The 20,104-nt window shown below is 71.4% G+C and carries 24 protein-coding genes; 11 read left to right on the top strand and 13 right to left on the bottom strand.

The annotated features are described in order from the left end of the window. The first annotated feature begins 5 nt into the window (after positions 1 to 5). Positions 6 to 1,172 (top strand): ABC transporter substrate-binding protein, encoded by a 1,167-nt coding sequence (locus ABZ880_RS50045; protein WP_361277761.1) that lies wholly within the window; start codon positions 6 to 8, stop codon positions 1,170 to 1,172. 30 nt (positions 1,173 to 1,202) lie between these two features. Here ABZ880_RS50045 and ABZ880_RS50040 read toward each other — a convergent pair whose 3' ends face one another. After that, positions 1,203 to 2,741: a CYTH and CHAD domain-containing protein gene (locus ABZ880_RS50040; protein ID WP_361277760.1), complete on the bottom strand. Its 1,539-nt coding sequence runs from the start codon at positions 2,739 to 2,741 to the stop codon at positions 1,203 to 1,205. A 148-nt stretch (positions 2,742 to 2,889) separates the two neighbouring features. Between ABZ880_RS50040 and ABZ880_RS50035 the strand changes: the two genes are divergently transcribed. The 4 genes from ABZ880_RS50035 to ABZ880_RS50020 all read left to right on the top strand — a co-directional run bounded on the left by ABZ880_RS50035 (position 2,890) and on the right by ABZ880_RS50020 (position 7,121). Further along, positions 2,890 to 4,062 carry an MFS transporter gene (locus ABZ880_RS50035; protein ID WP_361277759.1) on the top strand — a complete coding sequence of 391 codons (1,173 nt, stop codon included), beginning with the start codon at positions 2,890 to 2,892 and terminating at the stop codon, positions 4,060 to 4,062. A gap of 204 nt (positions 4,063 to 4,266) precedes the next feature. After that, positions 4,267 to 5,469: an Ig-like domain-containing protein gene (locus ABZ880_RS50030; RefSeq protein WP_361277758.1), complete on the top strand. Its 1,203-nt coding sequence runs from the start codon at positions 4,267 to 4,269 to the stop codon at positions 5,467 to 5,469. 71 nt (positions 5,470 to 5,540) lie between these two features. Next, positions 5,541 to 6,080 carry a hypothetical protein gene (locus ABZ880_RS50025; RefSeq protein ID WP_361277757.1) on the top strand — a complete coding sequence of 180 codons (540 nt, stop codon included), beginning with the start codon at positions 5,541 to 5,543 and terminating at the stop codon, positions 6,078 to 6,080. A gap of 78 nt (positions 6,081 to 6,158) precedes the next feature. Further along, positions 6,159 to 7,121 (top strand): MerR family transcriptional regulator, encoded by a 963-nt coding sequence (locus ABZ880_RS50020; protein ID WP_361277756.1) that lies wholly within the window; start codon positions 6,159 to 6,161, stop codon positions 7,119 to 7,121. On the opposite strand, the gene ABZ880_RS50015 is transcribed toward ABZ880_RS50020, so the two are convergent. Beyond that, on the bottom strand, positions 7,109 to 7,525 hold the full coding sequence (locus ABZ880_RS50015) for a hypothetical protein (RefSeq protein ID WP_361277755.1): 417 nt from the start codon (positions 7,523 to 7,525) through the stop codon (positions 7,109 to 7,111). The genes ABZ880_RS50020 and ABZ880_RS50015 overlap by 13 nt on opposite strands. 212 nt (positions 7,526 to 7,737) lie before the next feature. Between ABZ880_RS50015 and ABZ880_RS50010 the strand changes: the two genes are divergently transcribed. Continuing rightward, positions 7,738 to 7,944: a hypothetical protein gene (locus tag ABZ880_RS50010; protein ID WP_361277754.1), complete on the top strand. Its 207-nt coding sequence runs from the start codon at positions 7,738 to 7,740 to the stop codon at positions 7,942 to 7,944. A 53-nt stretch (positions 7,945 to 7,997) separates the two neighbouring features. On the opposite strand, the gene ABZ880_RS50005 is transcribed toward ABZ880_RS50010, so the two are convergent. The 6 genes from ABZ880_RS50005 to ABZ880_RS49980 all read right to left on the bottom strand — a co-directional run bounded on the left by ABZ880_RS50005 (position 7,998) and on the right by ABZ880_RS49980 (position 11,654). After that, the gene (locus tag ABZ880_RS50005) at positions 7,998 to 8,270 is read right to left on the bottom strand and encodes a DUF6510 family protein (protein ID WP_361277753.1); all 273 of its coding nucleotides are present in this window, start codon (positions 8,268 to 8,270) and stop codon (positions 7,998 to 8,000) included. 12 nt (positions 8,271 to 8,282) lie between these two features. After that, a complete protein-coding gene (locus ABZ880_RS50000) occupies positions 8,283 to 9,008 on the bottom strand; it encodes a ferredoxin reductase (protein ID WP_361277752.1) in 726 nt (241 codons plus the stop codon). Between the two features lie 2 nt (positions 9,009 to 9,010). Next, entirely contained in the window at positions 9,011 to 9,610 is a 600-nt protein-coding gene (locus tag ABZ880_RS49995) for a sulfite oxidase-like oxidoreductase (protein ID WP_361277751.1), read from the bottom strand. A gap of 107 nt (positions 9,611 to 9,717) precedes the next feature. After that, entirely contained in the window at positions 9,718 to 10,326 is a 609-nt protein-coding gene (locus tag ABZ880_RS49990) for a DJ-1/PfpI family protein (RefSeq protein ID WP_361277750.1), read from the bottom strand. After that, positions 10,326 to 11,009: a BBE domain-containing protein gene (locus tag ABZ880_RS49985; RefSeq protein ID WP_361277749.1), complete on the bottom strand. Its 684-nt coding sequence runs from the start codon at positions 11,007 to 11,009 to the stop codon at positions 10,326 to 10,328. Before ABZ880_RS49985 ends, ABZ880_RS49990 begins: the two co-directional genes overlap by 1 nt. Before the next feature lie 42 nt (positions 11,010 to 11,051). Next, the gene (locus tag ABZ880_RS49980; protein WP_361277799.1) at positions 11,052 to 11,654 is read right to left on the bottom strand and encodes a Crp/Fnr family transcriptional regulator; all 603 of its coding nucleotides are present in this window, start codon (positions 11,652 to 11,654) and stop codon (positions 11,052 to 11,054) included. Between the two features lie 197 nt (positions 11,655 to 11,851). Between ABZ880_RS49980 and ABZ880_RS49975 the strand changes: the two genes are divergently transcribed. Next, positions 11,852 to 12,592, top strand: a complete 741-nt coding sequence (locus tag ABZ880_RS49975) for a maleylpyruvate isomerase family mycothiol-dependent enzyme (protein ID WP_361277748.1) — start codon at positions 11,852 to 11,854, stop codon at positions 12,590 to 12,592. Between the two features lie 18 nt (positions 12,593 to 12,610). On the opposite strand, the gene ABZ880_RS49970 is transcribed toward ABZ880_RS49975, so the two are convergent. Beyond that, positions 12,611 to 13,012, bottom strand: a complete 402-nt coding sequence (locus ABZ880_RS49970; RefSeq protein WP_361277747.1) for a MarR family transcriptional regulator — start codon at positions 13,010 to 13,012, stop codon at positions 12,611 to 12,613. An 85-nt stretch (positions 13,013 to 13,097) separates the two neighbouring features. Between ABZ880_RS49970 and ABZ880_RS49965 the strand changes: the two genes are divergently transcribed. After that, a complete protein-coding gene (locus ABZ880_RS49965; RefSeq protein ID WP_361277746.1) occupies positions 13,098 to 14,588 on the top strand; it encodes an MFS transporter in 1,491 nt (496 codons plus the stop codon). A 71-nt stretch (positions 14,589 to 14,659) separates the two neighbouring features. Then, a complete protein-coding gene (locus ABZ880_RS49960) occupies positions 14,660 to 14,944 on the top strand; it encodes a DUF6332 family protein (protein WP_361277745.1) in 285 nt (94 codons plus the stop codon). Here the strand turns inward: ABZ880_RS49960 and ABZ880_RS49955 are convergent. The 3 genes from ABZ880_RS49955 to ABZ880_RS49945 form a co-directional block, all read right to left on the bottom strand. Continuing rightward, positions 14,905 to 15,570 (bottom strand): response regulator transcription factor, encoded by a 666-nt coding sequence (locus ABZ880_RS49955; protein ID WP_361277744.1) that lies wholly within the window; start codon positions 15,568 to 15,570, stop codon positions 14,905 to 14,907. The genes ABZ880_RS49960 and ABZ880_RS49955 overlap by 40 nt on opposite strands. Beyond that, positions 15,567 to 16,808: a sensor histidine kinase gene (locus ABZ880_RS49950; RefSeq protein WP_361277743.1), complete on the bottom strand. Its 1,242-nt coding sequence runs from the start codon at positions 16,806 to 16,808 to the stop codon at positions 15,567 to 15,569. Before ABZ880_RS49950 ends, ABZ880_RS49955 begins: the two co-directional genes overlap by 4 nt. 103 nt (positions 16,809 to 16,911) lie before the next feature. Continuing rightward, positions 16,912 to 17,622: a TetR/AcrR family transcriptional regulator gene (locus ABZ880_RS49945; protein WP_361277742.1), complete on the bottom strand. Its 711-nt coding sequence runs from the start codon at positions 17,620 to 17,622 to the stop codon at positions 16,912 to 16,914. A gap of 171 nt (positions 17,623 to 17,793) precedes the next feature. Here ABZ880_RS49945 and ABZ880_RS49940 point away from each other — a divergent pair, with 171 nt between their 5' ends. Both ABZ880_RS49940 and ABZ880_RS49935 read left to right on the top strand, forming a co-directional pair. Continuing rightward, positions 17,794 to 18,261 carry a nitroreductase family deazaflavin-dependent oxidoreductase gene (locus ABZ880_RS49940; protein ID WP_361277741.1) on the top strand — a complete coding sequence of 156 codons (468 nt, stop codon included), beginning with the start codon at positions 17,794 to 17,796 and terminating at the stop codon, positions 18,259 to 18,261. Between the two features lie 110 nt (positions 18,262 to 18,371). Next, positions 18,372 to 18,767: a nitroreductase/quinone reductase family protein gene (locus ABZ880_RS49935; protein WP_361277798.1), complete on the top strand. Its 396-nt coding sequence runs from the start codon at positions 18,372 to 18,374 to the stop codon at positions 18,765 to 18,767. Positions 18,768 to 18,773: 6 nt separating this feature from the next. Here ABZ880_RS49935 and ABZ880_RS49930 read toward each other — a convergent pair whose 3' ends face one another. Next, a complete protein-coding gene (locus tag ABZ880_RS49930; RefSeq protein WP_361277740.1) occupies positions 18,774 to 20,039 on the bottom strand; it encodes a geranylgeranyl reductase family protein in 1,266 nt (421 codons plus the stop codon). Positions 20,040 to 20,104 lie beyond the last annotated feature (65 nt).

The following is a 20,104-nucleotide window of genomic DNA, read 5'->3' as shown; positions in this document are numbered from 1 at the left end:
GAGCGATGGCCGTCATGGCCGCGGTGGCGCTCACCGCCAACGCCTGCGCCGGCCAGGACTCCGCAGCGGCCGGCGGCAGCTCCTCCGAGATCCACATCGGCGCGTGGCTCCCCCTCACCGGCGCCACCGCCACGTACGGCGTGGCCGAGAAGGCGGGCGCCGACGCCTACTTCAAGATGCTCAACGCCAAGGGCGGCATCAACGGCCGCAAGGTCAAGTGGACCGTCAAGGACAACGCGGCCGACCCGCAGCAGACCGTGCAGATCGCCCGCGAACTGGTCGGCCAGGACAAGGTCGTGGCCATCGTCAACGCGAACGGCACCTCCCAGGCTGAGGCGGCCTTCCCGTTCGTCCTCAACCAGTCCAAGGTGCCGGTCCTCAACGAGGTGGGCGGCACGGAGACCTGGTACAAGCCACCGCGCCCCGGCCTGTTCGGCACCCAGACGCTCTACGAGGACCAGGCCGCGGCGATCGCCGCCTGGGCGGTGCAGGACGGCGCGAAGAAGATCCTCGTCGTGCACAGTGACCCGGCCGCGTTCGTGAACGTGGCCAAGCAGGTGGAGCCGGTCGCGAAGAAGGTGGATCCCTCGGTCGAGGTCGACCGGCTGCCGGTCAAGTACCAGACCACCGACTACACACCCGTGATCAGCAAGGTGAAGGCCGCGAAGACCCAGGCGGTGGTCCTGATCCTCACCTCCCCCGAGGCGGCCGCCTTCCTCAAGGAGGCCAAGCTCCAGGGCCTGTCGCTGCCCACCTACGCCTACGCGCCCGTCGCCGCCGAGTCGACAATCGCCCTGGCCAAGGACGCCGCCGAGGGCCTCAAGGCCGTACAGCTGGTGAAGGCGCCCTCCGACGACGACCCCGCGGTGAAGGAGTTCCGGACCGCGATGGCCAAGTACGAGCCCGGTCAGACCGCCGGATTCCTCGCTCTGTGGGGCTGGAGCAACGCGAAGGTGTTCGCCGAGATCGCGAAGACCGTCAAGGGGCCCGTCACCTCCCAGGCCCTCAGTGCGGCGTACGCGAAGGCGTCCTCGGTGGACCCGGGCGTCTCGCCGGTGATGAAGTTCGGCGCGAGTGACCATCTCGGCACGCGCAGCGTGCAGCGGGTGGTCGTGAAGAAGGGCGTCTGGACATCCGTCGGCGACTTCTACACACCGCCGACGCGCGGCTGAAGGTTCCTGCGGAGCCCCGCGGCCCCGGAGTCAGCGGACGAGCGCCTTGCGCAGACGACGCTTCGAAGCGTCGGCCCACACATCGGGCAGCTCCCGTTCGCGCTCCGCGGCCACGGCCCGCTCCTTGCCGTACAACAGGCCCCAGGTGAAACTGGGTTCTGCGGCCGCGTGCGCCGCCAGGGCCAGGTTCCGCAGGGCGTCCCGGGCCACCACGCTGTCCTGGTGGTCCCCGAGCACCTTCTGTACGGCCTTCACGCGCTTGCCGAGCCGCTTCGCATGCTTGCCGAGCGAGGCACGTGCCGGTTCGGTGGCGTAGCGCGTCTTCTTGGCCGACTTGCGGGCCTCGTGGAGGGCCGTGTCCCGTTCCGTTCCGGGCGAGAGTTCCAGCGCGTGTGTCGTCCGGTCGGCCAGCCGGTCGTACTCCTTGAGGATCGCCTTGACCATCACCTTCTTCGGCTTGCGCGCGGCCTTGCGCCGCAGCGGGGGCCGCTCGGTGAGCGTGGCCAGGGAGTCCAGAAGGGCGAGATGGCGGGGCGAGCGCAGGGCCTCCAGGGTGCGCTCGCGCGCCGCGGAGGTGTTGGCCACGTTCCACGCCTTCAGCCGGGCGGCGACGGGCCCGAGAACGAGTTCGGGGGGCTCGTGGCCGATGCGGGAGCCGAGCCGTTCCATGAGGACCTCCTGGTCGCGCTCCGCGCCCAGTTCGCCGCCCAGCCACTTGAGGTCGTCGCGGATCGGATCGGTGACGTCGCGGGCCAGCACCGAGCGGTAGGAGCGCAGGGTGCTGCGCAGCCGACGGCAGGTGACGCGCATCTTGTGCACCGAGTCGGGACGGTCACGGCGTACCGCGGGATCGAGGTCCGCCAGGGCGCGCACCTGCTCGTCGAGGTACGTGAGGACCTCGTCGCCGGCCGAGCCGGGTTCGACGCGCTCGGCGCGGGCGTCCGGCAGGCGGGGCCCGCCCAGACCGATGGCCTCCAGGGCCCGGGCCAGCTTCGACGGGTAGTCGGCGCGGTCGATGCCGTTCCTGTGCAGCGCCTTGTCCACGAGGTCCAGCAGCGCGGGGTCGGCGTCGTCGGCGAGCTCGACCTCCATCTCGGTCCAGGCGGCCAGTGTGGTCGTGCCGCGCAGGGACTCCGCACGGACGCTGTCGACGGTCAGCTCGGCCAGGACCGCACGGTCGGAATCGACGAGGTGCCAGGTCCTGCGGGTGGACCGGATACGGACGAGGGGTGTCAGCTGGGCCCCTCGGGTGCGGGAGAGGGCCAGGTCACGCAGGGCGTCCGGAACCGTGTCGGACAGCGGGGCCTGCACCTCCTCCCTGCTGTCCCCGGACAGCGGCAGCTTCAGGTGCCAGCCGGCATCGGCCCCACCCGTCCTTCGCCTCAGTGTGGCCGACGCACCGGCCAGGCGCAGGTCCTCGGTGTCGTAGTACACCGCGTCCAGTTCGTCGATGCCTCGTTCCACAACCGACGCGATGCCGTCCACGCCGGTGAGCTCCGGGAGCCACGACGTGTCGTCGGCCGACGGAGCAGCGTACTTTCGCTCTGTCTCACGCTTCGATCGGGTCATACCCATCGCGTACACGCCTCAGGGCGACTCAAACACATATGAAGCGGTATCTCGCGGGCCCGGCGCCCTCACGAACCTTGCTCCATCACGGCACCCCGCCTAGCCTGACTTTGTGCCGCAAATAAACAAATCCCGAACGCACAACGTCGTGCCGGGCAACAACGGTGACGACCTCACCCGACTCCGCATCGCCCTCACCGTCTTCTTCGCCCTCGACGGCTTCGTCTTCGCCGGCTGGGTCGTCCGCATCCCCGCGATCAAGCACCAGACCGGCGCATCCGCCAGCGCCCTCGGACTGGCCCTGCTGGGGGTCTCCGCCGGAGCGGTGATCACGATGATGCTCACCGGCCGCCTCTGCCGCCGCTACGGCAGCCACCGGGTCACCGTCGTCTGCGGCATCCTGCTCTCCCTGAGCGTCGCACTGCCCCCGCTCACCCACTCCGCCGTCGCACTCGGCGCCGTACTGCTGATCTTCGGGGCCGCATACGGCGGGATCAACGTCGCGTTCAACAGCGCGGCAGTCGACCTGGTCAGGGCCCTGCAACGGCCGATCATGCCCAGTTTCCACGCCGCGTTCAGCCTCGGCGGAATGATCGGCGCCGGAGCCGGCGGACTCGTCGCCGGGGCGCTGTCCCCCACGCAGCACCTGTTCGGCCTCACCGTGATCGGCCTGCTGGTCACCGCGGTCGCCGGACGCGCCCTGCTGCGCCTCCGGCCCCCGGTGCCGCCCGAGAGCTCGGCGAGGGAGAAGACCGCCCCCCGCCGCCTCGACACCCGCACGCGCGGCATCGTCATCACCTTCGGACTGATCGCCCTGTGCACGGCCTACGGCGAGGGAGCCCTGGCCGACTGGAGCGCCCTGCACCTGGAGCAGGACCTGGACGCCACACCCGGTGCGGCGGCCGTCGGCTACTCCTGCTTCGCGCTCGCCATGACCGTCGGCCGGCTGACGGGGACACGGCTCCTCGAACGCCTCGGCCGCACCCGCACCCTCGTGACGGGCGGCGCGATCGCCGCGGCCGGCATGCTGCTCGGCGCGCTCGCCCCCTCCCTGTGGGCAGCCATCCTCGGCTTCGTGATCACCGGGCTCGGCCTCGCCAATCTCTTCCCCGTCGCCGTCGAACGCGCCGGCACGCTGGCCGGCCCCGAGGGCGTCGCGATCGCCTCCACCCTCGGCTACGGCGGCATGCTCCTCGGCCCGCCCGCGATCGGCTTCATGGCGGACTGGTTCTCCCTGCCCACGGCGCTCACCAGCGTGGCGGCGCTCGCGGCGACCGCAGCGGTCATCGGACTCGTCACGCGGCGCGCGGGAGAGCGCTGATTCGCGCGCCGGGCGCGCGTTGCAACGCCCATCGGGTGCCGAGGGGTTCACACTGCCCGCGGACTGTGCCGGTACGGCGACGGCGGAGACCGTACAGACCGGGTGAGCGAAAGTCCGTGGCCGGGCGGGCCGACGGCCTTCGTCTGGGTACCAGGGAACCAGCGACGCCGAAGCAATCAGAGCCCTGGGAAAGGGGAGGATCCCATGCCACAGCGCCTGCCAGCTCAGTCGGTCCGGTGGGCCGCGCGTCCGCTCGTGCTCGTGTCGGCCGTCGCCGTCGTTCTCGCCGGGTGCAGTTCCGGCGGTGACGGGGACGGCGGGGGCAGCGACGGCAAGAAGAGCGGGCCGCCCGCGATCATCGTGCAGCCCGCCGACGGCGGCGGCAAGGTGCCGGTCGGACGGAAGGTCACGGTGCATGCCCGCGGTGGGTCCCTGACGTCCGTCGAGGTCGGCTCCCCCGGGCCGGGCAAGCTGTCCGGCACCTGGTCCAAGGACAGGTCCGTGTGGACCTCGACCACGCCGCTCGCCCCCGGTGCCACGTACACGGTGAAGGTGAACGGCAAGGCGGAGAGCGGATCGGCGCTCGACAAGACCGCGTCCTTCACCACCGAGGCGCCCAAGAACGCCGTCGTCGGCGAGTACTTCCCCGACAAGGGCACGACGGTCGGCGTCGGGATGCCGGTCTCGATCACCTTCAACAAGCCGGTCCAGGACAAGGCGGCCGTCGAGCGCAAGCTCCACGTCACCGCCTCCCCCGCGGTCGACGGAGCCTGGAGCTGGATGAAGGACCGCAACGGCAGGGACCGCATCGACTACCGCCCCGAGAATTACTGGAAGCCCGGCACCGACATCACCCTGCGCATGGACCTCGCGGGCGTGAACGCGGGCGGCGGGGTCTACGGCACCCAGCAGCGCGTCGTGAACTTCCGCATCGGCGACGCCGTCACGAGCACGATGGACGTCAGGAAGAAGACGATGACGGTGGCGAGGAACGGCAAGACCCTGCGGACCCTGAAGGTCTCCAGCGGCAAGAAGGGCTACGAGACCTGGAACGGCACGATGGTCGTCCTGAGCAAGGTCCCGACCATCCGCATGAACTCCCGTACCGTCCGCATCTTCGGCCAGGAGGCGTACGACCTCGGCAAGGTCAAGTGGGACGTCCAGCTCACCCCGTCCGGCACGTACGTGCACGCTGCGCCCTGGAACGCGGGCAAGTTCGGCGTGGTCAACGGCAGCCACGGCTGCATCGGCATGAGCACGAGCGACGCCAGGTGGTTCTACGAACAGGTCCACCTCGGCGACCCCGTCACCGTCGTCCACTCCGTCGACACGGTGGCGGCCAACAACGGCTACGGCGACTGGAACGTCGACTGGGCCACCTGGCAACAGGGCAGCGCCCTGGACTAGGAGCAGGGTGGCGGCATGCTGGTATCAGCGCCCGTTGGTATCGGTGCGAGCGGCGGGCCGGGAGGTGCGCGATGCGGTGGTGGTCCTGGGCATGGATGATCGCCGGGACGGTCGTCCTGGCGGCGTGCGGCACGTCCGCGGGCGGCGGAGCTGCGGGAAGGCCGTCCGAGAGCACCTCGCCGGGGCCGTCGTCCACTGCCCCGACACGCAGTGTGTCCCCGTCGACTCCCACCCCGAGCGAATCGGCTACGACGCCCTCGTCCTCGGCGGGCAACTGCACCGCCGGGCACGCCTCCGTCAGCGTCGCCCCCGGTGACCCGGTCGACCAGCGGCTGTGCGTACGGCCGGGCACCACGGTGTCCCTCGTCCTGCGCCCCCGGGCGGACGACAAGCGCTGGACGGCCGTACACAGCTCCGCGCCGGTCTTCGTCCAGGTCGCCGGCTGGCGACCGGACCCCGACGGCACGGCCCGCGCCTCCCTGCGCTGCGCGGGCACCCGCGGCGGTACGGCCGAGATCACCGCGCTGGCAAAGGCCCCGGACGTGGCGGGCGCGGCCCGCGCCGTCTTCACACTGCACGTGAGTGTGGTGCCGTACACGACGCAGGGGTGAGGGACGCCCGTGACCTGTGGGAGCCGGGGGGGCGCGCAGACTTGAGTCTCCCGCAGGGGGAGACATGAAGGTGGGGTCATGGACGGCGGCACCCTTTACTCGATCGGTGAACTGGCCCGGCGCACCGGGCTGACGGTCAAGACGATCCGGTTCTACTCCGACCGCGGCATCGTGACGCCGACCGATCGCACGCCCGCCGGATACCGCCGCTACGGCCCGGACGCCGTCGCTCGTCTGGCCCTCGTACGCACGCTGCGCGAGCTGGGCCTCGGCCTCGACGCGATCCGGCGGGTCACGGACCGGGAGCGCACGCTCGGCCAAGTCGCCGCGGAGCACGCCGCTGCCCTGGACGTGCAGATCGGCATCCTGCGGCTGCAGCGAGCGGTGCTGACCACCGCGGCCAGGCGCGACCCCACCTTTGAGGAGATGGAACGCATGCACCAGCTCGCCACCCTGTCCGAAGCTGAGAGGCGCCGCCTGGTCGACGAGTTCCTCGACGTCGTCTTCGGCGGCCGGTCCGGCGGAACCGGCCATGCCGCGGTCCGGCGCACCATGACCCCCGAGCTGCCCGACAACCCCACCGAGGAACAGGTCGCGGCGTGGGTCGAGCTTGCGGAACTCTCCCTGGATCCCGAATTTCGCGTCGCCGTGCGGAACTTGGTCGCCGACCATGTGCCCGACCCACCCGAGAGCAGCGCCAATCCGCCGCGCCCGGACGTCGTGGCGGTCACCCGGGAACTCGTGGGAACGGCCGTGCAGTCCGGCCTCAGCCCCGAGTCCCCGCAGGCCGACCCCGTGGTCGCGACTCTCACCGCCGGGTGCGCACTGGCCCTCGGCCACCCCGACGACGCCCCGCTGCACGGCCGGCTGCTGCAGCGCCTGGAGACCGCGAACGACCCACGCAGGGACCGGTACTTCGACCTGCTCGCCGTCATCAACGGCTGGCCCGCCCCGGAACCCCTGGCACCGGTCATCGACTGGTCCGTCAAGGCACTGAGGATCCGAACCGCGCGGCACGGCAACTCCATTCACCCCGCCTGACGTTCCTGCCCTTCAATGAGTGAGCCGTAGACGGCGATTCCGTCCTCGGGTCCATTTTTGAACCGCTTGATCACTCGTTGCACCGGCCAGACGACTCCGCCTTCGGGGAGATGCAGCTCGACGTTGATCTCCCCACGCGGATCGTCATCGTCGGCCTGCCAAGTTCCGCCCCGCTCTCGGCGAATGGTCTCGCCGACATACGCGCCGAGGGCGAAGAGTTTTTGGCCCAGCCCGTCGGCGAGCAGGCCGCCGGGGAGGGCACTGCCTTCGGACGAGTGGTCGTCGAGGAAACGGTCGATCTCCGCCAGGCTCTCCGGGGAGAAGTCCGCCTGGTAGCCCGAGTGTTGCAGGGCGCCCGCGATCCATTCCGATGCGCTGCTCACGTCTTGCAGCAGGGTAGCCATGGACGTTCCTCTCTCCCGGAAGATCTGATGCCGCTGCTTCCAGGGCGATCATCCATCCTTCGACCGAGGAATCACGACTGAAGCCCCCCAACCATGGCCGTTCGGCCGAGGCGGCCGGGTCGCGGTGACGGGAGATTGAAGGCCGGTTTCCGTTCCCGGCCGCTGGAGCTCTGGTGTCACATCCGTCCTCTGCTACGAGCAGCGTGATCCGTGTGGTCCTGGTCGATGACCAGGACCACGTGCGCTCGGGGCAGCCGCACGGCAGCCGCTCCACCCACCGCCCCGCGGTCGTCCACGGCCCGCAGTCGCTGATGCTGACCACCATCGACCTCGACGACCGCTCGATGCGGGGGAACCGGGCCCAACTCGCCGTCCTCGCCCACGAGTCGGCAGTCGTACGACCCCACACGCCGCCGTGACCGCCGACGCCGCCTCTTCTTCAACCTGCCTGATCGCCGAGCGGTTGTGCGCGCTACGCCGTGCGGAAGCGGAACGCCCCCGTGCCCCCGCCCAACGTGAGCCAGACGTGCTCCCCCTCCTTGACCAGCCGGAGGGCGATGTACGCGCACCCGGGACAGCGGGCGGTGAGGCCCGGTTCCGGCCCGTAGACGTGGAGTTGGGCGAGCGGGCCCGACTGTGCGCACTCCGGGCAGCGCCACCAGGCCGTCGTCGTCTCCACGGAGAGGATCTCCGAGAGCGGGCCGGCGAGACAGTTGCCGTCGAGGTGGGCGGTGTCGTCTGCCATCGGGACCTCCGGTCAGCCGAAGCGTTCGGTGCGGATGGTGGCGGGGTCGCGGCCCAGGTCGACCAGGAGGTTGCCGGCCGTTTCCACGAAGCCGGTGGGGCCGCAGACGTAGACCGGGCTGGCCGGTTCGAGGCGGGCCGCCGGCTTTTCCAGGTCGGTCGGCATGAGGCGGCCGGCGGCTCGCGGGCTGCCGGGCGGGGCCTGCCGCGTATAGAGGAACTGCACGTCGAGCTGCGGGTCTTGGTGGTCGGTGAGCTCGTCGCCGTACCAGATGTCGGCCGGGGTGCGGACCGAGTACAGCAGGTGGAAAAGGCTCGTCGAGCCTGCCGCGCGGTGGGCCCGGATCATGGCCGCCAGCGGTACGACCCCCGAGCCGCCCGCCACGAGCAGCGCCGGCTCGGTCTGTTCGGGGCGCCAGACGAACCAGTTGCCGAGCGGGCCGCGCACCTCCACCTCGGCGCCCGGCGGCAGGTCGTCGGCGAGGTAGGGCGAGACCTCTCCGTCGGACACGGTCTGCACGCCCAGTTCGATCCGGTCGCCGTCGGCGGGCGCGGCCAGCGAGTAGCTGCGCACGGCCTGGTAGCCGTCGTCGGCGGTGAGGCGCACGTCGACGTGCTGGCCGGGCAGGTGGCCGGGCCAGCCGGGTACGGTGAACAGCAGCGAGCGGGCGGTCGCGGTCTGCGGGCGCCGCTCGTCGAGCCGGGCCCGGCGCCAGGCGACACCGGTGGACATCACCATGGTCAGTCTCCCCAGTTGCGCTGCTCGCGCCAGGGGTCGCCGTAGTTGTGGTAGCCGACGGACTCCCAGAAGCCCGGCTCGTCCTCGTGCGTGAGCTGCAGCCCGCGCACCCACTTGGCCGACTTCCAGAGGTACAGGTGCGGCACGAGCAGCCGGGCCGGTCCGCCGTGTTCCGGGGAGAGCGGGTAGCCGTCGTAGGTGTGGGCGAGCCACGCCTTGCCGTCGAGGAGGTCCTCCAGCGGGAGGTTGGTGGTGTAGCCGCCGTAACTGTGGGCGAGGACGAAGTCGGCGGACGTCTCCACGTCCTCGAAGAAGGCGTCGAGGGAGACTCCGCGCCACGGGGTGTCGAACTTGGACCAGCGGGTCACGCAGTGGATGTCCGTGACCGTCTCCTGCTGCGGAAGGGCCATCATCTCCGCCCAGGTCCAGGAGTGCGTCTCCCCGGTTTCCGTGGTGATGGTGAAGGCCCAGGTGTCGGTGGACACCCGCGGGGTCGGCCCCGCGGACAGCACCGGGAACTGTTCGGTCGGGTACTGGCCGGGAGGCAGCCGGTCCGCCAGCGAACGGGCCCGTCCGCGGAAACCGGGTGAGAAGGAACTCATGACGTCGTCGGTCTCCTCGGCTCTGAGGGGCGGGACAGCCGGATTCCCCCATCATGAGCCGCCCCCGCTTTGCCCGCACGCCGTTCGGACATACGGCCGACCCGCACTCAGCGCAGGGCCACCTCGCCCGCGGTTACGGCACGCATCGCGCGCTCGACAGTCGCCTCGTTCTCGCCGACCGGAGCCACGTAGTCGATGACGTCACGCGCGGCGTCCGCCCCGAGGGTTCGGGTGATCACCCACGTGGCGAGGTACTGCGACGCCAGACAGCCGCCCGCCGTGGCGATGTTGCCCTCGGCGTGGAACGGCACGTCCAGCACGGTGATGTCGCAGGCTTCGACGAAGGGCCGGCTCTTCCGGTCCGTGCAGGCAGGCATCCCGGCGAGCAGCCCGAGCCGGGCGAGCACCAGCGCGCCGGAGCACTGGGCGCCGATCAACTGCCGCGAAGGGTCGAGCCGCAGCCGGGAGATCAGCCGGTCGTCGGCGACCACCTCGCGCGCCTTCACCCCACTGCCGATCAGCACTACGTCGGCCTCGGTCGCGAACTCCATCGGGCGCTGCCCGGTCACCTCGACCCCGTTCATCGAGGTGACCACCGGTGTCGGCGTCGTGATGAAGGCCTCCAGGCCGTCTTTGCGGCACCGGTTGATCAGCGCGGATGCGATGAAGCTGTCGAGCTCGTTGAACCCGTCGAAGGTGACCACGGCTACCTGCATCACGACTCCTCCAGTACGGCACCGGCACGGCAGGGGATCTGCAGCCTCCCTGACGCGCTGCCGCGGGTCGAGAGCCAATCGGCGGCCGGTGGCATGACCTCACGCGCGCTGAGCTGCGCCGGCTCCGGCGGGATGTTCTGGTTCAGCCGGAAGACGTTGTCGGGTTCCCAGCGCGTCTTCGCCGCGGTGAGCCGGGCCCACGCCTCCGCGTCGTAGGCGGCCCGGGTGCGGTCCGTTCCCTCCGCGCCGGGGAAGCTGACGTGGACACCACTCGTGTGCGGCTCGGCGGTGGCCCAGAACTCGCGGACCCAGTCGATGACGGCCCCGTCGTCGGCGGGCTCCTGCCACGTGCCGACGACGTTGATCGCGAACTCGGCGTCCCGGTGCGCGAAGGCGGCCGTGTCCCGCTCGGCCCGGCGGACGACGCCGCCCATGTGGTGCAGATGCACCTGGGCCAACGGCGAGGTCGGGTGCCCGGCCCGCACGACGAGGGCCGGGTAGCGGTCGATCATGCCGTTCCATACGCGGCGGGCGTCGTCGTAGGCGTCGTCCGCGGGCCGGATCACCCGGCCCCGCATCCCGGCAGGGCGGTGTGCGCTGACGTCGCGGGCCTGCGAGCAGCGTCGTGCCGGACCACGGGTGTGTCTGCGCTTGTGGTCCCCGTCGTGCGGGCCTTGTGTCACATTCGCGCCTCTCCCGTACGAGGCTTCGGCCGCGCCCGGTTCCTACGGCGTGCTCGGCCACGTGTCCGCCGCCAGCCGGCCCGGATCGCACAGCACGACCCGGCCCCGCTCGGTCCGCACCAGGCCCTCGTCGCGCAGATCCCGCAGGATCCGTACGGCGACCTCCCGCACCGTCCCGGCGTGCTCGGCGCGCTCCTGCCGGGAGAGCGCGGCGACGAGCTCACCGGTGGGCGGGGCGACGGCCGCGACGTCGAGCAGATGGCGCCCCAGCCGCTGTCTGACCGAGGCGAAGGTGGTGTGGCCGACGGCCTCCATGTACTCGCAGAGCCGGTCGCTGACCTCGGCGAGCAGGGCGTACCCGATCCGCACCTCGGTGCGCGCGAGTTGCCGCGCCACCGGGACCGACAGGGCGAGCAGCCGTGCGTCGGTCAGCGTGTGGACGTCGACCGTGTCGCCCTCGCTGAACGCCGAGGCGATGCCGAGCAGGGCGCCGGGGCGGGCGTACCGGATGGTGACGCGGCGGCCCTCCTCGGAGGTGATCACACTGCGCAGGACCCCGCGCACCAGCAGCAGGGCCGGCGGTCCGGAGCCCGCGTGGTGGACCACCGCGCCGGCCGGGACGTCGAGGGGGACCGCGCCGGACAGCAGCCGTACGACCAGGTCGGCGGCAGCGGCGCGAGCCGCCCGGCGGTGACCGCCCGCACCTCCGCGTCGAGGAGACCGCCGGCCTGCGGCAGTCGCATGCTCACCCTGCCGGCGTGCGTCGCCGCCGGCCCGGCCCGCACTCCGGATGCCCGCGCCGGGCTTCCCTTCGACCGCACTCCATCCGGCACACTCCCCCCATGGACACAGCGGAGTTCGTGGAGATCCTGGACCGGGAGGGCCGGCTGCTGGCCGCGGCCGCGGAGGACGCCGGGACCGAGGCCAAGGTGCCGACCTGTCCGGACTGGCAGGTGAAGGACCTGCTGCGGCACACCGGGATGGTGCACCGGTGGGCGGCCGCCTTCGTCGCCGAGGGACACACGTCGTACCACCCCGACGGTGGGCTGCCCGACCTCGACGGCGAGGAGTTGCTGGCCTGGTTCCGGGAGGGGCACGGGCATCTCGTCGACACCCTCGCGTCCGCCCCGTCAGACGTACAGTGCTGGCACTTCCTGCCCGCGCCGTCGCCGCTCGCGTTCTGGGCGCGGCGGCAGGCCCACGAGACGACCGTGCACCGCGTCGACGCGGAGTCGTCCCGCGGCGGACCCCACTCCGAGATCGCCCCCGGCTTCGCCGCGGACGGCATCGACGAGCTGCTGCGCGGATTCCACGCCCGCAGCAGGAGCAAGGTCCGCAGCGACGAGCCTCGGGTGCTGCGGGTGCGGGCGACGGACGCGGACGGCGCGGTGTGGACCGTACGGCTGTCCCAGGAACCCCCGGTGGCCACACGGGACGCGGCAGGAGACGCCGACTGCGAAGTGGCCGGAACCGCCGGGCGGTTGTATCTGGCGCTGTGGAACCGGACGCCGTTCCCGCAAGTGACCGGGGACGCTTCCCTCGCCGCCCTGTGGCGCGCGAAGTCCGCGGTCACCTGGAGTTGAGGAAGGGCTGCTCGGAGCTCAGGTCGGCCGGCTGGAGCCGAGGTCGGCGGTCAACATCCGCGTCAGTACCGCGCGCTGCACCGGCAGCACCTCGCCGTGCAGCGAGCGCCCCTTCCCGGTGAGCGCCACGCGGACGCCGCGCCGGTCCTCCTCGCACATGGCGCGCTCGACGAGCCCGTCCTTCTCCAGCCGGGCGATCAGCCGCGACAGTGCGCTCTGGCTGAGATGGACGCGCTCGGAGATCTCCTGGACCCGGTAGGCGCAGGACTCGCCGGACAGCACGTCCAGTACCTCGAAGTCGCTGGCGCACAGGCCGTGTTGGTGCAGTGCGCGATCCAGTTCGCACTGGGTGCGCGCATGCAGCGCCAGGATGTCCCGCCACTGGTCCACGAGCGCCTGCTCGGCCTTCTTCGCCGCCATGGGCGCACCGTAGCAGAGAAACGACTTTGTTGCATCGGAATTAAATGCATTTGCATTCGATGCATGCGCATGTAGTGTCTTCGGCATGACCTCTCCGCTCACCAACCCCGCGGCCCCGTCCTCGGCGGTTCGCTGGACGCCCCGGCTGTGGGGCACCCTGCTGGTGCTCTGCGCCGCGATGTTCCTGGACGCCCTGGACGTGTCGATGGTCGGCGTCGCCCTGCCGTCCATCGGCTCCGACCTCGATCTGTCCACCTCGACGCTGCAATGGATCGTCAGCGGCTACATCCTGGGCTACGGCGGTCTGCTCCTCCTCGGCGGCCGCACGGCCGACCTGCTCGGCCGGCGTCAGGTCTTCCTGATCGCCCTGGGCGTCTTCGCACTCGCCTCACTGCTCGGCGGGCTCGTCGACTCGGGCCCGCTGCTGATCGCCAGCCGCTTCATCAAGGGCCTCAGCGCGGCCTTCACCGCGCCCGCCGGTCTGTCCATCATCACCACGACCTTCGCCGAGGGCCCGCTGCGCAACCGGGCCCTGTCCATCTACACCACCTGCGCGGCCACCGGCTTCTCGATGGGCCTGGTGCTCTCCGGCCTGCTCACCGAGGCCAGTTGGCGCCTGACCATGCTGCTGCCCGCGCCCATCGCCCTGATCGCCCTGCTGGCGGGCCTGAAGCTGCTGCCGCGCAGCGAGCGCGAGAAGGACCACAACGGCTACGACATCCCCGGCGCCGTCCTCGGCACCGCCTCGATGCTGCTGCTCGTCTTCACCGTCGTACAGGCACCGGAGGTCGGCTGGGCCTCGGCCCGAACTCTGCTGTCCTTCCTGGCCGTTGCCGTCCTGCTGACCGTGTTCGTGGTCGTCGAGCGGCGCTCGCCCGGTCCGCTGATCCGGCTCGGCGTGCTGCGCTCCGGCAACCAGATCCGCGCCCAGCTCGGCGCGCTGGCCTTCTTCGGCTCGTACGTCGGTTTCCAGTTCCTGACCACGCTTTACATGCAGTCGCTGCTGGGCTGGTCGGCGCTGCACACGGCACTCGCCTTCCTGCCGGCGGGTGCGCTGGTGGCGGTGTCCTCGACGAAGGTGGGCTCGATCGTCGACCGGTTCGGCACCCAGCGGCTGATCGCGGTGGGCTTCGCGCTGATGGTCGTCGGGTACGCGCTGTTCCTGCGCATCAACCTCGACCCGGTGTACGCGGCCGTCATCCTGCCGTCGATGCTGCTGATCGGCGCGGCCTGCGCGCTGGTCTTCCCCTCGCTCAACATCCAGGCCACCAACGGGGTCGAGGACCACGAGCAGGGCATGGTCTCCGGGCTGCTGAACACCTCGGTGCAGGTGGGCGGCGCGATCTTCCTGGCCGTCGTGACGGCCGTGGTGACCGCAGGCGCCCCCGAACACGCCACCCCGCAGGCCGTGTTGGACAGCTACCGGCCCGGCCTGGTGGTGGTGACGGGCATCGCGGTCGCCGGGTTGCTGATCACGCTCACGGGTCTGCGCAGGCGTCGTAACCAATCGCAGCAGTCCGTCGTGGTCGCCAAGTCCACCTCCCTGGAGGCCGATCGCGTACCCGTACGCGACTAGGGGGACGCCTCCCAGCGTGTGCCCGGCGGGGCCGCTTGCCCCGCCGGGCACACTGTTGTGAAACTCCCGGTATGACTGAACACGGGGGACGGCGCACTCAGGCCGAACGGGACGCGATCACCGTCGAGATCGGATACGCGCTGTGCAGTGCGGTGTTCGCGGCTGCGCTGGTCTTCGGGGCGGTGGCGGGACCGGCGTTCGCCTTCGATCTGTCCGACGCCGCGCAAAGCACGCTGGTCGGCTCCGGGGCCACGGTGGCTGCGGTGGTGTTCTTCGCCCGGGTGGCCGGCGTGCTGATGCGTTTCCGGCGGCCGGATCAGCCCAGCCAGCCGGGCCGCACCAATCCCGACTCGTAGGCGAGGACGACCAGTTGGGCCCTGTCCCGGGCGCCCAGCTTGACCATGGTGCGGCTGACGTGGGTCTTCGCGGTGAGGGGGCTGACGACCAGACGGCGGGCGATCTCCTCGTTGGACAGACCGATGCCGACCAGGGCCATCACCTCCCTTTCCCGCTCCGTGAGTTCGCCGAGGGCATCCTCGGCGGCGGGCTCCTTGGACCGGGCGGCGAACTCGGCGATCAGTCGGCGGGTCACGCCGGGCGAGAGCAGTGCGTCGCCCTCGACCACCGCCCTTACGGCGCGCAGGAGTTCGTCCGGTTCGGTGTCCTTGACCAGGAAGCCGGAGGCGCCCGCGCGGATCGCCTCGAAGACGTACTCGTCGAGCTCGAAGGTGGTGAGCATGACCACCTTCACGCCGCCCAGGTCGGCGTCCTCGGTGATGCGGCGGGTGGCGGCCAGTCCGTCCCGCACGGGCATGCGGATGTCCATCAGGACGACGTCGGGGCGCAGTTCGCGCACCTTGCGCAGCGCCTCCTCGCCGTCGGCGGCCTCCCCGGCCACCTCGATGTCCGGCTGCGCGTCCAGCAGTGCCTTGAACCCGGCCCGCACCAGTGACTGGTCGTCGGCGAGCAGTACGCGGATCACCGGTCGTCCTCCTTGGCCTTCACCTTCAACGGCAGTACGGCGAGCACCCGGAAACCCCCGTCGGGACGCGGGCCCGCCTCGATCGTGCCACCCAGGGCTGCGGCCCGCTCCCGCATTCCGGCCAGACCGTTGCCGCTGCCGCCCGCATCCGCGCCGGTCGCGGGCCCGTCGTCGTCGATACGCAGCCGTAGCGCCTGGGTGTCGTGGTCGACGTGGACACGCGCGTGGCGCGAGCCCGAGTGTCGTACGACATTGGTGAGGGCCTCCTGGACGATGCGGAAGGCGGCGAGGTCGGTGCCGGGCGCGAGCCGGGGCCGCTCCCCCTCGACGTCCACCGTCAGGCCCGCGCTCGCGGCCTGCTCGACCAGTTCGGGCAGCCGGTCGAGGCCGGGTGCCGGCGCGCGCGGCGCGTCACCCGGCGTGCGGAGGGTGTCGAGGACCTGGCGGACCTCGCCGAGCGCCTCCTTGCTGGCGGCCTTGATCGTGGTGAGCGCGGTGCGGGCCTGCTCCGGGTCGCTGTCGAGGAGGGCGAGACCCACCCCCGCCTGCACATTGATGACGGAGATGCTGTGGGCGAGCACGTCGTGCAGCTCGCGGGCGATGCGCAGCCGCTCCTCGTCGGCCCGCCGCCGGGCCGCCTGCGCCCGCTCGGCCCGCTCGCGGTCCCACTGCTCGCGCCGGATCCGGACGAGCTCCGCCAGCGCCACGATCGCCACCACCCACGCGGCGACCACCCCCTCCTGCGTCCAGGAGGCCGCCGAGTCGTGGGACGGCGGCAGCCACCGGTACAGCCAGTGCGCCACCAGTACATGCCCGGCCCAGAGCATCGCCACCGCCGCCCAGGCGGCCCGCCGGTGCCCGGCGACCACGGCGCTGAAGCAGGCCAGTGCGACGGTGAAGAAGACCGGCCCGTACGGGAATCCGGCGCCCAGGTAGACCATCGCGGCGGCCGCCGTGCCGAACACGACGAACACCGGATACCTCCGCCGCCACAGCAGCAGTCCCGAGCCGACGAGCAGCAGCACACGCGCGAAGAGATCGAGGGCGGCCCGCTTCCCCTCCTGCTGGTGGGCGGCGTAGTTCGATCCGGCGAGCACGAAGGCCGTGAGCAGCACGGTGGAACGCCACGGCCACCGGGCCTGCGGCCGCTCCTCACCGTCCCAGCGGCTCAGCCACGGCGGCCCATGCCGCCACCACTGCGGCGGCCCGCCCCGCCGTACACGCTGCTGCTCCTCCATGACGGCCACGCTAGACGCCGCCGCACCTGGTGGGCGTCCGCCGGGCGTGGTGATCACACGTACTCCCCGGGAAGTACGCGGACGAGCGCCACGAACGGCTGCGTCATCCCGGCATAGCAGGAGGACGGTCCGACAGTCCCACGCCCCGCGCCAGTTGCCCCACCGCATGCCGGAAGAACATTTCCCGCTCCTCCACCACCCGGTTGAACTGGCCGAACAGCTCGAACCCGATCAGCCCGAACAGCTGGGCCCAGGCGGCGACGAGTGCCGCCGCAACGGCCGGGGGGAGGTCGGGGGCGATGTCGGCGGAGAGGCGCTCGGCCTCGGGGCGCAGTTCGGCGGGGAGCGGGGGAAGGGCCAGGCCGCGCGCTCGGTAGGCGTCGCGGACGATGCCGATCAGGACGAGGCCGACGCGGGAGGCGGGCGGGACGGTGGTGGCGGGGGCGGTGTAGCCGGGGACCGGGGAGCCGTAGATCAGGGCGTACTCGTGCGGGTGCGCGAGGGCCCAGGCGCGGGCGGCCTCGCAGACCGCGGTCCAGCGCTCGACGGGGCCGGCCCCGGCCGCGGCGGCATGTGCCGACTCGGCCGCCTCGCCCACGGAGTCGTAAGCATCGATGATGAGAGCGGTCAGCAGGTCGTCGCGGCTCGGGAAGTACCGGTAGAGCGCCGAGGAGACCATGCCGAGTTCGCGGGCCACGGCCCGGAGCGACAGCTTGGCGGCACCCTCGGCCGCGAGCTGTCTGCGTGCCTCGTCCTTGATGGCCGCGGTGACTTCGATCCTGGCCCGGGCACGGGCGCCCTGTGCGGTGCTCATGGGGTGCAGTGTCCCACGAAAGCAGAGCAGTGCACACAAACGAGAGCACCGAACAAATAAGAGAGCACTGCTCTTGCTTTGGATCACCGATCCGGTGCAGACTCTTCACGAGGCGAGCGAGAGCACTGCTCACACAAGAGAGCAGCGCTCACACTATCGCTCCACCAACCGATGGGGGTCACCATGTCCACGTCCGCGCACGTCCAGAAGCCCGGCTGGTTCACCGTCAACGTCTTCAACCGCATCGTGGCGTGGATGACCCGCCGCGGCATCAGCGTCTGGGGCTCCCGGGTCCTGGCCGTCCGCGGCCGCAAGAGCGGCGAGTGGCGGACCACCCCCGTCAACCTGCTGACCGTGGACGGGCAGCAGTACCTGCTCGCACCGCGCGGTCACGTCCAGTGGACGCACAACATGCGCGCGGCCGGCGGCGGCGAGCTGCACCTCGGCAAGAAGGTGGAGGCGTTCACGGCCACCGAGGTCGCCGACGACGACAAGGTCCCGCTGCTGCGCGCCTACCCCAAGCGCTGGAAGGCCGAGGTCGGGGTCTTCTTCAACGGGGTCGGCCCCGACTCCCCTGACGCCGAGCTGCGCCGCATCGCCCCCGACCACCCGGTCTTCCGGATCGAGGTCGCCGAGTGAGCGCTCCTGCTGCCGCCGACCGGCCTCGCACTGCGCGCCCGGCGGCCCCCGTGGCCCCCTCCGCGCCGTACTACCTCAAGGGCAGTCCGCTGACCGTGCGCTTCAACAGAATGATCGGTCTGCTGGCCCGGCACGGCCTCAGCCTCATGGGCACGGCGGAGATGTCCGTGCGCGGCCGCACCAGCGGCCGGATGCAGCGCATCCCGGTCAACCCGCACAGCTACGAGGGCGCGCACTACCTCGTCTCCGCCCGCGGCCACTCTCAGTGGGTGCGCAACATGCGGGTCGCCGGCGCCGGCGAACTGCGGGTCGGGCGCAGGGTCCGTGCGTTCACCGCGGTGGAGCTGCCCGATACGGAGAAGCTCCCGGTCCTGCGGACCTATCTGGAGAAGTGGGGCTGGGAGGTCAACCAGTACTTCCAGGGCGTGACCGCCCAGTCCACCGACGAGGAGATCCTCGCGGCGGCCGGCGACCACCCGGTCTTCCGCATCACCGTCACGAGCTGATCACCATCACGAACCAGCCTCGCCCGCCTCGCCCGCCTCGCCGTCGGCAGCCTCGACCGCCAGCGGCCGCCGGTCGAGCGCGGTCAGGGCGCGCTGGGCCATGGGATGGACGCGCACGATCTCGCCCAGGGACGTCCTGCCCTGCGTGATCTCCTTGAACGCGTTCCACGCGGGCCGGAACCCGGTCAGCGCCGCGTGGAACAGGCCGGGACGGCGCTCGAACACCGTCAGCAGCCGCTTGCCGACGCTCATCTCGACGCCGAGCCCCGCCTTGACCGCGAACGCGTAGTTCAGGGCCTGGCGCCGGGTGTCCACCGCGTCGTGCGCCTCGGCGATCCGTACCGCCCACTCCCCCGCGAGCCGACCCGAGCGCAGCGCGAACGAGATGCCCTCGCGGGTCCACGGCTCCAGCAGCCCCGCCGCGTCCCCGCACACCAGCACCCGGCCGCGCGAGAGCGGCGAGTCGTCGGCCCGGCAGCGCGTCAAGTGCCCGGAGGAGATGCTCGGTTCGAAGCCGGCGAGACCGAGCCGCCCGATGAACTCCTCCAAGTACCGCTTGGTCGCGGCCCCTTCGCCGCGCGCCGAGATCACACCGACCGTGAGCGTGTCGCCCTTGGGGAACACCCAGCCGTAACTGCCCGGGATGGGGCCCCAGTCGATGAGGACCCGGCCCTTCCAGTCCTCGGCGACGGTCTCCGGCACCGGGATCTCCGCCTCCAGGCCGAGGTCCACCTGGTCGAGCTTCACCCCGACATGCGCTCCTATGCGGCTCGCGCTGCCGTCCGCGCCCACCACGGCCCGCGCGAGCAGCGTCTCGCCGCCCTGCAGGACCACGGCGACGGTACGCCGGTCCGGCACCGCCGACCCGTGCTGCTCCACGCGCTGCACGGTGACGCCGGTCCGCAGCTCGGCGCCCGCCTTCTGTGCGTGCTCGACCAACTGCTGGTCGAACTCGGGCCGGTTGATCAGCCCGAACAGCATGTGCTTGGAGCGGCGGGTGCGGGTGAAGCGGCCGTTGTTGGAGAACGTCACCGCATGCACGCGATCCCGCAGCGGCAGTTCGAAGCCGGGCGGCAGGGAGTCGCGCGAGGGACCGATGATCCCGCCGCCGCACGTCTTGTAGCGCGGCAGCTCCGCCTTCTCCAGCAGCAGGACGCTGCGCCCCGCGACCGCCGCCGCATAGGCGGCCGAGGCCCCCGCGGGGCCCGCGCCCACCACGACGACGTCCCACACCCGCTGCACGTCGTCCGCCGAAGAGTTCTCGCTGCTCACGATGGTCTACTGCTCCCGATCAAGCCATTACCGCACCTGTCCCCCGCATCCTACGGCGGACATCA

The organism is Streptomyces sp. NPDC047043, from assembly GCF_040644055.1.
Taxonomy (GTDB): domain Bacteria; phylum Actinomycetota; class Actinomycetes; order Streptomycetales; family Streptomycetaceae; genus Streptomyces.
Note: the sequence above shows the minus strand (reverse complement) of the source record. Positions and strands in the feature narration are given on the sequence as shown.

Bases quoted from the DNA above. Each gene is read 5' to 3' on its own strand.
- ABZ880_RS50045 (WP_361277761.1), top strand. From the start codon at position 6: ATGGCCGTCATGGCCGCGGTGGCGCTCACCGCCAACGCCTGCGCCGGC.
- ABZ880_RS50040 (WP_361277760.1), bottom strand. From the start codon at position 2,741: ATGACCCGATCGAAGCGTGAGACAGAGCGAAAGTACGCTGCTCCGTCG.
- ABZ880_RS50030 (WP_361277758.1), top strand. From the start codon at position 4,267: ATGCCACAGCGCCTGCCAGCTCAGTCGGTCCGGTGGGCCGCGCGTCCG.
- ABZ880_RS50025 (WP_361277757.1), top strand. From the start codon at position 5,541: ATGCGGTGGTGGTCCTGGGCATGGATGATCGCCGGGACGGTCGTCCTG.
- ABZ880_RS50020 (WP_361277756.1), top strand. From the start codon at position 6,159: ATGGACGGCGGCACCCTTTACTCGATCGGTGAACTGGCCCGGCGCACC.
- ABZ880_RS50015 (WP_361277755.1), bottom strand. From the start codon at position 7,525: ATGGCTACCCTGCTGCAAGACGTGAGCAGCGCATCGGAATGGATCGCG.
- ABZ880_RS50005 (WP_361277753.1), bottom strand. From the start codon at position 8,270: ATGGCAGACGACACCGCCCACCTCGACGGCAACTGTCTCGCCGGCCCG.
- ABZ880_RS50000 (WP_361277752.1), bottom strand. From the start codon at position 9,008: ATGGTGATGTCCACCGGTGTCGCCTGGCGCCGGGCCCGGCTCGACGAG.
- ABZ880_RS49995 (WP_361277751.1), bottom strand. From the start codon at position 9,610: ATGAGTTCCTTCTCACCCGGTTTCCGCGGACGGGCCCGTTCGCTGGCG.
- ABZ880_RS49990 (WP_361277750.1), bottom strand. From the start codon at position 10,326: ATGCAGGTAGCCGTGGTCACCTTCGACGGGTTCAACGAGCTCGACAGC.
- ABZ880_RS49975 (WP_361277748.1), top strand. From the start codon at position 11,852: ATGGACACAGCGGAGTTCGTGGAGATCCTGGACCGGGAGGGCCGGCTG.
- ABZ880_RS49970 (WP_361277747.1), bottom strand. From the start codon at position 13,012: ATGGCGGCGAAGAAGGCCGAGCAGGCGCTCGTGGACCAGTGGCGGGAC.
- ABZ880_RS49965 (WP_361277746.1), top strand. From the start codon at position 13,098: ATGACCTCTCCGCTCACCAACCCCGCGGCCCCGTCCTCGGCGGTTCGC.
- ABZ880_RS49960 (WP_361277745.1), top strand. From the start codon at position 14,660: ATGACTGAACACGGGGGACGGCGCACTCAGGCCGAACGGGACGCGATC.
- ABZ880_RS49950 (WP_361277743.1), bottom strand. From the start codon at position 16,808: ATGGAGGAGCAGCAGCGTGTACGGCGGGGCGGGCCGCCGCAGTGGTGG.
- ABZ880_RS49945 (WP_361277742.1), bottom strand. From the start codon at position 17,622: ATGAGCACCGCACAGGGCGCCCGTGCCCGGGCCAGGATCGAAGTCACC.
- ABZ880_RS49940 (WP_361277741.1), top strand. From the start codon at position 17,794: ATGGGGGTCACCATGTCCACGTCCGCGCACGTCCAGAAGCCCGGCTGG.
- ABZ880_RS49935 (WP_361277798.1), top strand. From the start codon at position 18,372: ATGATCGGTCTGCTGGCCCGGCACGGCCTCAGCCTCATGGGCACGGCG.